Raw genomic sequence first — 14026 nt, 5'->3', positions numbered from 1 at the left:
CGGCAGTGTGTGGGAGGGCGGGGAACGGCGCAACGGACGGTACAGAAAGCGTTGCGGCAACTGGTGGAGTGCACAAGCGCTTTGCGAGCGTCCACAAATTCACGATCAGCAAAAAGGCGTCGTGTGTTCGATACGCTCGCCGTGCTACGGTCTACGAAATACGTCGCGGTCTTTTTCGAACTCTGCGATGGTGGCCTCGAAAACCATCGGCGCACGGCGCAATCCACTACGCGCTTTGAGTCCGCACGTCAGTCCTGCAATCGCGTAGACAAGTGTGATCCCGGCAAGCGCCTGCCATCGGTACGTGTCCCAGAACGCAATGGCGATCAACGCAGTGAGTGCGATCAGGGCCATAGTGGTCAGCATCATCGCGGCAAGGCCAAGGAAAAGCACGCCTAGGAGGCGGTCTTTTTCCTCGGCCAGTTCAATGCCGATCAGTTCAAGGCGGGTTTGCAGAATGGCAGACACCGAACTGATGATGCGGCGTAACGGGCTATGTTGTTCGCGCTGCGATTGTGTGTCGGTCGTCATGGCTATGGGCGTTGCGCGTGTTGGCCTAAGCGGCGCGTGCAAACGTGCGCGCCAAGATAAGTGGACCGGCCAGGCATGCGCCGGTCAACTTGATTAGCTGGCATGCCGGACATGGATTGTCCGGCAACGTGCAGTCGTGTTACTTGCGGTTGATCAGCAGGCCCAGCAGCACGCCGGCGCCCGCGGCAATGCCGATGGACGCCCACGGATGCTCATGAACGTAGTCGTCGGTTACGCGAGCAGCCTTCTTGCCTTTTTCGACCACGACGACTTGCACGTCGGCCGCTTTTTCCCTGGCTTGCTTCAGACGGGACAGCGCCGTTTCGCGCAGTTCCGAAGCGCGCTCGCCCGTTGCGCTTGCGGCCTGTTTCAGCAGGTCTTCCGCGTCCGCGAGGACGGTTTTGATATCCGACATCAATCTCTCCTTGTTGACTTCCGACATTGACAGCTCCCCTTCGTCTCACGCCACGCGTGAATCGTATCCAAAGAAACGGCGGCTGGCGAGCGCACTGCCTAGTTTGCCCGAGCCGAACGCACGAACCGTTCCTGACGAGGCGAAACGCTTGAGAACAACAACTGCATGACCCCTTGCAGATGATGTTAGATCATGATGGAGTTGATCTGTCCCGCAAAGTTTCCACTAAATCGGCGAAAATTACAAAAAGGCATAAGGTAGTGAGCCAATGTTCGTTCGGCGTGTACGGTCGCTGCCGTATGCTTTATCTTTGCGAAGCGCCGCGGGCAAATGCTCGCGCTGGTGTCCGAATACTTTAGGAGATGCACATGAGTCTACGTCTTGGCGATATCGCACCGGATTTCGAGCAGGAGTCGAGTATCGGCCGCATCAGGTTCCATGAATGGCTCGGCGACAGTTGGGGCGTGCTGTTTTCGCACCCGGCCGACTTCACGCCGGTCTGCACCACCGAGCTCGGGCTCACCGCCAAGCTCGCCGAAGAATTCGCGAAGCGCAACGTCAAAACCATCGCGTTGTCGGTTGACAGTGCCGAGTCGCATAAGGAATGGATCAAGGACATCAACGAGACGCAGGCCGCCAACGTCGGGTTTCCGATTCTGGCCGACGGCGACCGCAAAGTGTCCGAGTTGTACGACATGATCCACCCGAACGCCAATGAAACGCTCACGGTTCGCTCGCTCTTCGTCATTGATCCGAAGAAGAAAGTGCGTCTGATCATCACGTACCCGGCGAGCACGGGGCGCAACTTCGACGAAGTGCTGCGCGTAATCGATTCGCTTCAACTCACCGACAGCCATTCGGTTGCAACGCCGGGCAACTGGAAGCAGGGTGACGACGTTGTGATCGTGCCGTCGCTGAAGGACGAAGAGGTGATCAAACAGAAATTCCCGAAGGGTTACAAGGCGCTGCGTCCGTATCTGCGCATGACGCCGCAGCCGAACAAGTAAGCCGGCGGTTCCCGCACGGTTGAACGCGCGGGTTGAACCCGCGTTACCCCAAACACCAAAGCAAGAAGCGGTGTCATAAACGAAAGAAGGCCGGTTCATCTCGAACCGGCCTTCTTTTTAACAACGCACGGAACCCCGCCGCCATCGACGGAATCCGTGCTTCAGAGAAGTCTCAGAAAAACGCCTGAATGCCCGTTTGCGCGCGCCCGAGAATCAGCGCGTGAATATCGTGCGTGCCTTCATAGGTATTCACCACTTCCAGATTCACCAGATGCCGCGCGATGCCGAACTCGTCCGAGATGCCGTTGCCGCCTAGCATGTCCCGCGCGAGCCGCGCAATATCGAGCGCCTTGCCGCACGAATTACGCTTCATGATCGACGTGATCTCGACGGCGGCCGTGCCTTCGTCCTTCATGCGGCCAAGGCGAAGCACGCCTTGCAGCCCGAGTGTGATCTCGGTTTGCATGTCGGCGAGTTTTTTCTGGATCAACTGGTTCGCTGCGAGCGGCCGGCCGAACTGCTTGCGGTCGAGCACGTACTGACGCGCGGTGTGCCAGCAGGCTTCCGCCGCGCCGAGCGCGCCCCACGCAATGCCGTAGCGCGCCGAGTTTAGGCACGTGAACGGACCGCGCAGGCCGCTCACTTCCGGAAAGCGGTTTTCTTCCGGCACGAACACTTCGTCGAGCACGATCTCGCCCGTGATGGACGCACGCAAGCCCACCTTGCTATGGATGGTCGGCGCCGACAGGCCCTTCCAGCCCTTCTCGAGAATGAAGCCGCGAATCGCGTCCTTGCCGTTTTCCTCGAGCTTGGCCCATACGACGAAAACATCGGCGATCGGCGAATTGGTGATCCACATTTTCGAGCCCGATAGCGAGTAGCCGCCGTCCACTTTCTTCGCGCGCGTCCCCATGCTGCCCGGGTCGGAGCCGTGATTCGGCTCGGTCAGCCCGAAGCAGCCGATCCATTCACCGGTGGCGAGCTTCGGCAGGTACTTCTGCTTCTGCGCCTCGGAGCCGAACTCGTAGATCGGCACCATGACCAGCGAAGACTGCACTGACATCATCGACCGGTAGCCGGAGTCGACGCGCTCCACTTCACGCGCAATCAAACCATACGCCACGTAGTTGAGCCCCGGACCGCCGTATTGCTCGGGAATTGTCGGGCCGAGCAATCCGAGTTCGCCCATCTCGCGGAAGATCTCGATGTCGGTCTTCTCGTGGCGGAACGCTTCGAGCACGCGCGGCTGCAGCTTGTCCTGCACATACGCCGCGGCGGCGTCGCGCACCATGCGTTCGTCTTCGGTGAGCTGCTGATCCAGCAGCAGCGGGTCTTCCCAGTGAAACTGCGCGGCCTCTGCCATGACGTATCTCCTGATTCCTTGCTTGATTCCAGCTTGACTTGAGTTCCGCTATGCGAAACAATGTTTTGCAAACCACGCCCGAGTGTATCACCCGATGACGCCTGCATCCACTTTGTCCGAACCGCTCGACGAGCGCAAATTCGTCGTCGCCCTCGCGCGCGGGCTTGATTTGCTGCGCGCTTTCAAACCAGGGGAGACGATGCTCGGCAACCGCGACTTCGTCGAACGCACGGGTTTGCCGAAGGCGACTGTCAACCGCCTTGCGTACACGCTGACCGTGCTTGGCTATCTTCGGCTCGATGAGGCATTGGGCAAATATGCGCTCGATGCCGGCGTGCTGTCACTCGGGTTTGCGCTGCTCTCGGGCACCGACACGCTGGAGCTTGCGCGCCCGCATATGCGCGCATTCGCGCGCGAGGTCGGCGCGGCGGTTTCGCTCGGCTGCCGCGACGGCCTCGACATGATCTATCTCGACACCATTCGCAGCGAAACCGCGCTGACGCTTGGCCTCGCGCCCGGTTCCAAACTGTCTATGTTGACGAGTTCGATGGGCCGCGCGTATCTCGCCGTGCAGCCGGCCGACGTGCGCGCCGCGTTGCTTGCCGAGTTGAGGAAAGCGGCGGGCAAGGGTGCAGCGGCGCTGGTCGCGGACGCTGTGGAGGAAATCGCCACGTTCGAGACTGAGCGCTGCTGCTATTCGTTTCGCGCCTGGCATGACGATGTCAACGCAGTCGCGGTGCCGTTTCGCGAGCCGCGCGAAGGGCGCTGGCTCGTGCTGAGTTGCAGCGGGCCGGCTTCGTCGATGGGAGAAGAGGTGTTTCGTGAGAAGGTCGCGCCGCGGCTGAAGGCACTCGCGCGTCGCCTTGGCGACGTCGGCTGAGGCGCCGGATGGATCGAGCCGAGCTAATCAGGTCGAGTTCGTCGGGCGCGGCAAATCAGCCACGCCAAGCAGATCAGGCAAGCGGACTGGAGCAAGTGGACTAGGCGAAGCGGAGCAGGCCAAGCGAACGCAGCAAGTGGAGCAGGGCAGGTCAAGCGGAGCAGGCGAAGCCGACCAGACCAAGCGGATGAAACCAAGCGGATGAAACCGGGCGGATCAGACTAGGCGAATCGGATCAACCGGACCAGCCCGAACGAATCAACCCAACGAACCGGCCCAAGCGAATCAACGCAAACGAACCCACCCGAGCGAACCAACCCAAACCGCACAAATCAGTCCGACGGCTCAGACCAACCAACCAAACAACCCATACCCAGCAAACCGCTCACGCAAAAATCACCTCACGCCCAACACCCCATCAATCAAGCCGCGCGGTCGTGATAATGAGCATTGAACAGCGGCCCTTGCACGAAGCGCACATCGTATTGCTGCAACGCCTCGAATTGCGGTTCGTCCACCACGCGGTTGAAGATGAGCGGAATCCGCAGCCGGTTCGCGTAACCCACTAGCGGCTTCACAGTCGCATCGCGCAGCGCGATTGCCGCGTCCATCTTGATGAAATCGAGCCGCGCCGTGTCCGACACCGACAGAATCTGCCCCGCGTTCGACAGATTGCCCGCCACCTTGAAGCCGTAATGCTGATAGCTCTTGGTCAGATAGCCGAGAAAAGTCTTGTGCGCGACCGCGGCTGCCGGCAGTTCGATCACTATCCTCGATGGATTCAGCCCGAACGACGTCAGCACACTCGAGAAGTGCCGCCCGTGATCGTATTTCACGCTCTTCAGGAGCCGCTCGTGCACGCGCAGGAAAAGCAGTCCGTGCCGCTGTGCGCCGAAAAAGTTGACCGCGTGCAGTGCGCGCGACATGCGGTCGAGCGCGACGACTTCCTGATCGTCGGCGATGCGGTCGAACACATCGAACATATCGAACGGCGCGGCGTCGAGCCGCTGAGTGACCGCCTGAAAACCCAGTTCATCGCCGAACCGGTCGACGTTTTCCACATCCGACGACAGCGACTGCGCCAACGCGTGCACGCTGATGTCGAAGATCGGTTCATAAGCACTCGTCAGTTCGAGTTCGTTGAACCGCGCGAGCGCAATGTCGCCGCTCGCGCCGTGCCCCATCGCCAGATGTTTGCCGAGAAAAGGATGCTCAGAAGCGCGGACAATGAGATTGGGGATGGTCGGCGGAATCATTTAAGCGAGTGGATCAGGTGAGTGGTGCGCTCGGCGCGTGAACACACGGCGCCTGCGCCGCATCCTTCGATGGTAGCAGCCTGCACCGCGCCCACATGAACAAAATGCTGATAACGATATCCGGCCAACGCTTGCCCGGCGGGCCCGTCGCGCGCTGCCATTCACGTTTTCAGGGTATACGTTAATTTCACTTAACGTAATTCGTTTTACCATGCGTAAATTGACGTGCGACTGAGAACGGCGAACCCATGCCATCTCGCAACGCTTTCGCATCGGCCCGCAGCCGCAGACATTTCAACAGTCCAACAATCAGTTGTGGAGACAGCACCTATGAGCGCCCAGCCGGCCCCAGTCGCCGCGAATGTGATCGAAGTCGAGCAGGTTCTCGGCGAAACCCATCACCCAGCATTCCAGTTCATGCTGCTCGCGTTGTGCGGGCTATGCCTCGTGATCGACGGCTTCGACGCGCAGGCAATGGGCTATGTCGCACCCAGCGTAATCGGCGAATGGCATGTATCGAAGGCAGCGCTCGGTCCGGTTTTCAGCGCGAGCCTCTTCGGCATGCTGTTGGGCGCGTTGGGACTGTCGGTGCTGGCAGACCGCATCGGCCGTCGTCCGGTGCTGATCGGCGCGACGTTTTTCTTCGCGTTGTCGATGCTGGCCACGCCCTTTGTCGCAACCATTCCCGCTTTGATCGCACTGCGCTTCATCACGGGGCTTGGCCTCGGTTGCATCATGCCCAACGCGATGGCGCTCGTCGGCGAATTTTCGACGCCCGCACATCGCGTCAAGCGCATGATGCTCGTGTCGTGCGGCTTCACATTGGGCGCGGCGCTCGGCGGTTTCATCAGCGCCGCGCTGATTCCGGCCTACGGCTGGCGCGCGGTGTTCTGGGTCGGCGGCACAGTGCCGCTGATGCTCGCGCTGGCTATGCTCGCCGCGTTGCCCGAGTCGCTGCAATTTCTCGTGCTCAAGGGCCGCAGCGAGCGCGCGTTGCGCTGGCTCGCGAAGTTCAATCCCGCTCTGCCGATCGATGCGAACACACGCGTCGTCGTCCGCGAGAAGGGCAATGACGGCGCGCCCGTCGCGGAACTGTTCCGCGCGGGCCGCACTCCGGTCACGCTGATCCTGTGGGCGATCAGCTTCATGAACCTGATCGATCTGTACTTCCTGTCGAACTGGCTGCCGACCGTCATGCGCGACGCCGGCTATTCGCCGGGCACGGCGGTGATCGTCGGCACGGTGTTGCAGACCGGCGGCGTGGTGGGCACGTTGCTGCTCGGCTGGTTTATCGAACGCTTTGGTTTTGTGCGCGTGCTGTTCGTATGCTTTGCGGGAGCGGCGCTCGCTGTCGGCACCATCGGCACGGTGGCGCACGCACTGCCGTGGCTTCTGATCGTCGTGTTCGCGGGCGGCTTCTGCGTGGTCGGCGGGCAACCGGCGGTGAACGCGCTTGCCGGCCATTTCTATCCGACCACGCTGCGCTCGACGGGCATCGGCTGGAGCCTCGGCATCGGGCGTATCGGTTCGGTCATCGGGCCGCTGGTCGGCGGTCAGCTGATTGCGCTGAACTGGTCGAACGAATCGCTGTTCCATGCGGCCGCGCTGCCGGTGCTGTGTTCCGCGTTGCTGGTCATCGCTCTGGCGGCGACCACGCGGCAACGCAGCCGGCCGTCCGAACCGCAAACGGCGTGAAGTGAATCGGGAATCAACGGAGAATTTGCATGGATACCTCAACAGGTCAGCCGAATACCGTCAGATCGCGGCTCGAGATCGAGCCCGGCTATCAGTCCGGATTCGCAAACGAATTCGCGACAGAGGCTCTGCCGGGCGCACTGCCTGAAGGGCGCAATTCGCCGCAACGCGTGGCCTATGGTTTGTACGCCGAACAGTTGTCCGGCACCGCGTTCACCGCGCCGCGCGGCCACAATCGACGCACGTGGCTGTACCGCATTCGTCCGGCGGCCGTGCACAAGCCGTTCACGCCGCTGCCATCGGACCGGCTCGTTGCCAACTTCGCCGAAGTGCCGCCGACGCCGCCGAACCAGTTGCGCTGGGACGCGTTGCCGATGCCGGCCGAGCCGACCGATTTCATCGACGGTTGGGTGACGATGGCCGGCAACGGCGCGGCGGAATCGATGAGCGGCTGCGCGATCCACCTGTACGCAGCCAATCGCTCGATGACGGACCGTTTCTTCTATAGCGCGGACGGCGAACTGCTAATCGTGCCGCAGGAAGGGCGCCTCGATATCGCGACCGAACTCGGCCGGCTCGAAGTCGAGCCGTTCGAGATCGCGGTGATTCCGCGCGGCGTGCGCTTCACGGTGAGCCTGCCTGACGGCCGGGCGCGCGGCTACATCTGCGAGAACTTTGGCGCGTTGCTGCGCTTGCCCGATCTTGGTCCGATTGGCTCGAACGGTCTCGCCAATCCGCGCGACTTCCTCACGCCGCATGCGGCTTACGAAGACCGCGAGGGCGACTTTGAGCTCGTCGCGAAGATGAACGGCAATTTGTGGCGCGCGGACATTGGCCATTCGCCGCTCGACGTGGTCGCGTGGCACGGCAATTACGCACCCTACAAATACGATTTGCGGCGCTTCAACACGATTGGCTCGATCAGTTTCGACCATCCGGACCCGTCGATTTTTCTGGTGCTGCAATCGCAAAGCGACACGCCGGGCGTCGACTCGATCGACTTCGTGATCTTTCCGCCGCGCTGGCTTGCTGCTGAAGATACGTTCCGTCCGCCGTGGTTTCATCGCAATGTCGCAAGCGAATTCATGGGCCTCGTGCACGGCGCCTACGACGCGAAAGCCGAGGGTTTCGTGCCGGGCGGCGCGAGCCTGCATAACTGCATGTCGGGCCACGGGCCCGACGCTGACACCTTCGAAAAAGCGTCGCACAGCGATACGTCCAAGCCGGCCAAGGTTGGCGACACGATGGCTTTCATGTTCGAAACGCGCACGCTGATCAAGCCGACCCGCTTCGCGCTCGAAACCGCGCAGCTTCAGGCGCATTACTACGAGTGCTGGCAAGGTCTTAAGAAACACTTCAATCCGGAGCAACGATGAGCGCACTGAGCGATCTTCAGGCGACGCGCGATCCGTCGCGCAAGAGTTGGGTCGAGTCGGCCAACGAACCGCGCCACGATTTTTCGATCCAGAATTTGCCGTTCGGTATTTTCAGCGATAGCCACGACGACGCGCGGCGCGCAGGCGTGGCGATTGGTGATGAGATCGTCGACTTGTCAGTGTTGCATGCCGCTGGATTGCTGACGGTGCCCGCGAAGGCCGACGTGTTTGCGCGCGACAGCTTGAACGATTTCATCGCGCTCGGCCGCGACGCGTGGCGCAGCGTGCGAATCCAGTTGAGCAATCTGCTTGCACGCGATACCTCGACCTTGCGCGACAACGCTGCATTGCGCGGGAAGGCTTTGGTGCGTCGGGCCGATGCACGGTTGCATCTGCCGGTGCAGATTCCAGGCTATACCGACTTCTATTCGTCGAAAGAGCATGCAACGAATGTCGGCTCGATGTTCCGCGATCTGAAGAATGCGTTGCTGCCGAACTGGTCGGAGATGCCGATCGGCTATAACGGACGCGCGTCGTCGGTGGTGGTGAGCGGCACGCCTGTGCGCCGGCCGAATGGTCAATTGAAGTTGCCCGATCAGGAGCGGCCGGTGTTTGGCGCGTGCCGCAAGCTCGACATCGAACTGGAGACGGGTTTTGTGATCGGCGGCGGCAATGCATTGGGCGAGCCGATTGCGTGTGCCGATGCCGAAGCGCATATCTTCGGCATGGTCTTGCTGAACGACTGGAGCGCGCGCGACATTCAGCAATGGGAATACGTGCCGCTCGGCCCGTTCAACGCGAAGACATTCGCGACCACCATTTCGCCGTGGATCGTGACGCTCGATGCGCTGGAGCCTTTTCGTGTCGCTCAACCGCAGCAGGAGCCGCGGCCGCTTGCGTACCTGCGGCACGACGGCGAGCATGCGTTCGACATCGCGCTGGAAGTGGCGCTGCGTCCGCAAGGCGCGAAAGAGGCCACGACGATCGCGCGGACCAACTTCAGGCACATGTACTGGACGATGGCGCAGCAACTCGCGCATCACACAGTGTCGGGCTGCAATACCCGAGTGGGCGATCTGATGGGCTCGGGCACGATCAGCGGCCCGACCGATGATTCGTACGGCAGCCTGCTCGAGTTGACGTGGAACGGCAAGAAGCCGCTGGAGCTGAAAGAAGGCGGCACGCGCAGCTTTATAGAGGACGGCGACGAGTTGACACTGGCGGGCTGGTGTCAGGGCGATGGCTATCGCGTCGGCTTTGGCTCGTGTGTCGGCGAGATTCTGCCGGCGCGCGGGTGACACGCATGCGCTGGCCGCAGCGCGGCGGGAGCCAGTCTGAGCCGGTGCGAACCGGCGTCGATCGGCGTGGACCAAGGTGGATCGGCGCCAACCGGTGCGGGCCGGCGTGCACCGCCGTGGGTCCATCAGGACGGCCGCGGCCTCCGCCTATCGCGCTTAGCCAGCCACCGCCACACGCTGCGCGCGCCGCTCGATAGACACCGACCATAGCGTAAGCACGAGCGCCCCGATCGACGTCGCCATGCCCACCCACGGCAGCGTGGTCAACGGCGCGCCCGCACCGATCGCCATGCCCCCGAGCCATGCGCCCGTCGCGTTGCCGAGATTGAACGCACCCTGGTTCAGCGTCGATGCAAGGTTCGGCGCGTGGCTCGCGCGATCGACGATCAGCATCTGCAACGGCGGCACGATTGCAAACGCCAGAACACCCCACGCGAAGATGGTGATCATCGCCGGAATCTCGGCATGCATGGTGCCCGCAAAAATCGTGAGAATCACGACGATGGCGAGCAGAAACGCCACCAGCGACGGCATCAATCGCCAGTCGGCGAGCTTGCCGCCAAGCGTGCTGCCGACCGTCAGACCGAGGCCGAACAGCAGCAGCACGAGCGTCACAGCATGCGGGGTGAAGCCGGTCACGTCTTCGAGAATCGGCGTGATGTAGGTGAAAGTGGAGAAGAGGCTCGCCGAGGCCAGCACGCTGATGCCGAGCACCATCACCACTTGCGGGTTCTTCAGCACGCTGAATTCGCGCACGAGGCTCGCCTTCTGCATCTCGATCCGCGCCGGCAGGCAAAGCGCGAGCGCTGCGGCCGCGGCAATGCCGATACCCGTCACTGCCCAGAAGGTCGCGCGCCAGCCGACAGCCTGGCCGAGCGCCGTGCCAAGCGGCACGCCCAACACATTGGCGAGCGTGAGGCCTGTAAACATCAGCGCGATAGCCTGCGCGCGGCGGTTCGGCGCGACGAGGCCCGCGGCCACCACCGAGCCGATACCAAAAAACGCGCCGTGGCAGAACGCCGTGACGATCCGCGCGGCCATCAGCACCGCATAGCCCGGCGCCACAGCACACAGCAGATTGCCGACGATGAATACGCCGATCAGGCTCATCAACGCCTTCTTGCGCGGCATGTTCGCAACCGCGATTGCCACGATCGGCGCGCCGATGGTCACGCCGAGCGCGTAAGCCGACACCAGCATGCCGGCCGCCGGGATGGAGACGGACAGATCGCGGGCGACATCGGGCAGCAGCCCCATGATGACGAATTCGGTAGTGCCGATGCCAAACGCGGCAACGGCGAGAGCAAGCAGGGGCAAAGGCATGGCAGCAGACTGTGGATCGGCGCGGCGCGAAGCGTCGCGCGGCCGGCGCGCGTTTTCGGGACGAGAGCGCATGCGCCGTGCGGAAGCAGAACAGTCAGGGATTCTACCTAAGTCAAAACGATAGTGCTGCGCGCCGATGCGGATGTTGTTTTGACTGAAACCCGCCGGGCAGGGCGGCGGCGGAAGTGTCTGCAAGGCGCCGCGCCGGTTGTGCAACTACCCCGCGCCCCGCCTGATGTCTGCTAGCTGCCCGCTAGCCGTTGCCTTCCTGCGAGTTCAGCGTCTCGCCGTGGCGTCCAGCGCCTCCGGCAAAACGCGCGGCGCCCGCGACGCCTTCGTCGAACACCGCGCGATAGCCGCCAGCGCCTTCGCGCCGAAGTGCCTCAGCAAGATCGTCGAGCATGCTGTTTTCCAGCACTGAACGGCGGTCGGCCAGCAGCGCCGCCTGCGGGAACGCTGCGAGTTCGGCGGCCAGTTGCTCCGCCGCCGCGCGCGCTTCGCCCCTCGCGACCACGCGGTTGGCGAGGCCGAAGCTGAGCGCTTCCTGCGCGCTCACGGCACGGCCCGTCAGGATGAGATCGAGCGCGCGCGAGATGCCGATCAGCCGCGGCAAGCGGATCGTTCCGCCGTCGATCAACGGAATGCCCACGCGTCGGCAGAACACACCGAGCAGGGCATCCTCCTCGACGACGCGCAGATCGCACATTGCCGCCAGTTCCAGGCCGCCGGCGACCGCATAGCCTGCAATTGCCGCGATGACCGGCTTCGCGAAGTTCATACGCGTCGGTCCCATCGGCCCAGGTCCGTTGCCGTCCGCGTGCAGTTCATTGCGGCAACTTTCGTCGGCGAGCGCGCTCAGATCCGCGCCCGCGCAAAACGTGCCGCCCGCGCCGAACAGCACCGCGGCGCGCCAGGCGGGTTGCGCTTCGAAGCAGCGGAACGCGGCGCTCAATGCGTCGGCGACAGCGCGGTCGACGGCATTGCGACGCTCGGGGCGCTCAAGCACGATCGTTGCTACGCCGTCATCGTCGTTAGCTTCGATGCGCACATATTGATTGAAATTTTGGGTGCTTATCATCGTCGTGTCCTTGAAGGGCCGCATTCGCCCGTTCGTTTGCCTGAGCGCTCGTGCACCGCTCATTCAGCGCTCGTCCGCACTCATGCACAGCACTTAATACCGTGGCTTGACATGCTTCTTTCACAATCGACTCGTAGCGTTAGCGCTCTCTTAACGCGCTGGCGGATTTTCGCCGGCTCATCGAGCCTGCCTTTGCCTCTCACCAATTCATCGTCCGCGGCTGCGCCGGCCTGCGCGGAGACGGTCTGGATCGTGCCGCTTAATCAGCATTCATGGTACGACCATGTGCGCCTGAAACGTGTCTTCGTCGCCGACGGCACGCGGCATCAGGTCGTGCTGGTCGACGTGCGCAAGCTGCTCGCATGCGCGGATCGCGACAATACCGATTATGTGTTGAAGCCCATCGCCGAGTGGCATGCGGGGAAGGTGCGCGGCATCCGTGAATTCCTCGATCCGGACAATCCGCGTATTCCGCAGATGCCCTACGTGACGATTTCGACGCGCCGCGCGCCGGGTCTCTTCGGCTGGCTGGGTTTCGAGCGTGAGGGCGTGGTGGCGTTTCGCAATGGCCAGCATCGCGCGCGCTATCTCGCCGATGCCGGCGCGCGCTGGTTTCCGGTGGAGGTGCACGAGCGCGAGGCGGCGTTGCTGCGTGAAATGTGCGGCGCGCCGGACGACGCCCGCACCGCGATCCGCCCGGTCTCGCTGAAGGCCGGCGGAGTCTAGCCCGCTATGCCGGTTGCGCACACCGCGTTGCGAGGCGCGCCCGAGTGCCAGGCGGCAACGTTACCGAGCGTGGTCTGCGCGATCTCGTTCATCGCCTCGCGGGTAAAAAACGCCTGATGCGCAGTCACGATGACGTTCGGGAACATCAAGAGGCGCGCGAGCACGTCGTCCTGCAACGGCAGATTCGAATGGTCCTCGAAGAAGAGGCCGCCTTCCTCGTACACATCGAGGCCGAGATGGCCGAGTTGACCGTCTTTCAGCGCGCCGATCAGCGCATTGCTTTCGACGAGCCCGCCGCGCCCCGTGTTGATCAGCATCGCGCCACGCTTCATGTTGGCGAGCGCGGCGGCGTCGATCAGATGGTAGGTGGCCGGCACCAACGGACAATGCAGGCTGACGATGTCCGACTCCGCCAGAAGCGTGTCGAGTGCGACGTAGCGTGCGCCGAGCGCGAGCAGGTCGCTGGCGGGCGCGCCGGGATCGTGCGCGAGCACGCGCACGCCGAAGCCCGCCATGATGCGGCCGAACACGCGGCCGATCGTGCCGGTGCCGATCACGCCTACCGTCTTGCCATGCAGTTCGAAGCCGAGCAGCCCATGCAGCGAGAAATCGCCCTCGCGTGTGCGGGCGACGGCGCGCGGAATGCGCCGGTTCAGCGAGAGGATGAGGCCTACCGCATGCTCGGCCACCGCATGCGGCGAATAGGCGGGCACTCGGGCAACTGCAATGCCGAGACGTTCGGCCGTTGCCAGGTCGACGTGATTGAAGCCCGCCGAGCGCAATGCGAGCATGCGCGTGCCGCCTGCATATAGCCGCTCCAGCACGGCCGCGTCGACGCGATCGTTGACGAATGGGCACACCACTTCGTAGCCCTGCGCGAGAACGGCGGTTTCGCTGTCCAGATGCGATTCCTGGAAATGCAGTTCATAGCGATGCGCGCTGTTCGCTTCGGTGAAAGTTTCGATGTCGTATTGGCGGCTGCTGAATAGAATGACGCGCATCGCGTACTCCGGAAAACGTATAACGGCGTTCGACAAATTCCCTGCTTAATCTGAACCCGTCGGGCTATGCAGAGCGA

The 14026-nt window shown here is 62.8% G+C and carries 13 protein-coding genes; 6 read left to right on the top strand and 7 right to left on the bottom strand.

Going from position 1 to position 14026, the window contains the following annotated elements; translation table 11 throughout:
- Positions 1 to 144 precede the first annotated feature (144 nt).
- Positions 145 to 531 (bottom strand): phage holin family protein, encoded by a 387-nt coding sequence (locus F759_RS0107965; RefSeq protein ID WP_027799380.1) that lies wholly within the window; start codon positions 529 to 531, stop codon positions 145 to 147.
- Between the two features lie 139 nt (positions 532 to 670).
- Positions 671 to 973, bottom strand: a complete 303-nt coding sequence (locus F759_RS0107960; protein ID WP_027799379.1) for a DUF883 family protein — start codon at positions 971 to 973, stop codon at positions 671 to 673.
- Between the two features lie 341 nt (positions 974 to 1314).
- Here F759_RS0107960 and F759_RS0107955 point away from each other — a divergent pair, with 341 nt between their 5' ends.
- Positions 1315 to 1953: a peroxiredoxin gene (locus F759_RS0107955; RefSeq protein ID WP_027799378.1), complete on the top strand. Its 639-nt coding sequence runs from the start codon at positions 1315 to 1317 to the stop codon at positions 1951 to 1953.
- 172 nt (positions 1954 to 2125) lie between these two features.
- Here the strand turns inward: F759_RS0107955 and F759_RS0107950 are convergent, their stop codons facing one another.
- Entirely contained in the window at positions 2126 to 3316 is a 1191-nt protein-coding gene (locus tag F759_RS0107950; protein ID WP_027799377.1) for an acyl-CoA dehydrogenase, read from the bottom strand.
- A 94-nt stretch (positions 3317 to 3410) separates the two neighbouring features.
- On the opposite strand from F759_RS0107950, the gene F759_RS0107945 reads away from it, so the two are divergent.
- A complete protein-coding gene (locus tag F759_RS0107945) occupies positions 3411 to 4196 on the top strand; it encodes an IclR family transcriptional regulator (protein WP_027799376.1) in 786 nt (261 codons plus the stop codon).
- Positions 4197 to 4618: 422 nt separating this feature from the next.
- On the opposite strand, the gene F759_RS0107940 is transcribed toward F759_RS0107945, so the two are convergent.
- Complete coding sequence (locus tag F759_RS0107940; RefSeq protein WP_027799375.1) at positions 4619 to 5452, bottom strand: EAL domain-containing protein; 834 nt, start codon at positions 5450 to 5452, stop codon at positions 4619 to 4621.
- A 330-nt stretch (positions 5453 to 5782) separates the two neighbouring features.
- Here F759_RS0107940 and F759_RS0107930 point away from each other — a divergent pair, with 330 nt between their 5' ends.
- Genes F759_RS0107930 through fahA form a run of 3 tightly spaced genes read left to right on the top strand, consistent with a single transcriptional unit; the run spans position 5783 to position 9821 of the window.
- A complete protein-coding gene (locus tag F759_RS0107930; protein WP_027799374.1) occupies positions 5783 to 7147 on the top strand; it encodes an MFS transporter in 1365 nt (454 codons plus the stop codon).
- Positions 7148 to 7176: 29 nt separating this feature from the next.
- Complete coding sequence (gene hmgA, locus F759_RS0107925) at positions 7177 to 8523, top strand: homogentisate 1,2-dioxygenase (protein WP_036023843.1); 1347 nt, start codon at positions 7177 to 7179, stop codon at positions 8521 to 8523.
- Complete coding sequence (gene fahA, locus F759_RS0107920; RefSeq protein ID WP_027799372.1) at positions 8520 to 9821, top strand: fumarylacetoacetase; 1302 nt, start codon at positions 8520 to 8522, stop codon at positions 9819 to 9821. Before hmgA ends, fahA begins: the two co-directional genes overlap by 4 nt.
- A 156-nt stretch (positions 9822 to 9977) precedes the next feature.
- Here the strand turns inward: fahA and F759_RS0107915 are convergent, their stop codons facing one another.
- Positions 9978 to 11144, bottom strand: a complete 1167-nt coding sequence (locus F759_RS0107915) for an MFS transporter (protein ID WP_027799371.1) — start codon at positions 11142 to 11144, stop codon at positions 9978 to 9980.
- Between the two features lie 253 nt (positions 11145 to 11397).
- Positions 11398 to 12222 (bottom strand): crotonase/enoyl-CoA hydratase family protein, encoded by an 825-nt coding sequence (locus tag F759_RS0107910; protein WP_027799370.1) that lies wholly within the window; start codon positions 12220 to 12222, stop codon positions 11398 to 11400.
- Between the two features lie 111 nt (positions 12223 to 12333).
- Between F759_RS0107910 and F759_RS0107905 the strand changes: the two genes are divergently transcribed.
- Positions 12334 to 12948: a plasmid fertility inhibition factor family protein gene (locus tag F759_RS0107905; protein WP_027799369.1), complete on the top strand. Its 615-nt coding sequence runs from the start codon at positions 12334 to 12336 to the stop codon at positions 12946 to 12948.
- Here the strand turns inward: F759_RS0107905 and F759_RS0107900 are convergent.
- Entirely contained in the window at positions 12945 to 13949 is a 1005-nt protein-coding gene (locus tag F759_RS0107900) for a 2-hydroxyacid dehydrogenase (RefSeq protein WP_027799368.1), read from the bottom strand. The genes F759_RS0107905 and F759_RS0107900 overlap by 4 nt on opposite strands.
- Positions 13950 to 14026 lie beyond the last annotated feature (77 nt).

Origin of the sequence: Paraburkholderia dilworthii (genome assembly GCF_000472525.1) — a bacterium.
Lineage (GTDB): Bacteria > Pseudomonadota > Gammaproteobacteria > Burkholderiales > Burkholderiaceae > Paraburkholderia > Paraburkholderia dilworthii.
Note: the sequence above shows the minus strand (reverse complement) of the source record. Positions and strands in the feature narration are given on the sequence as shown.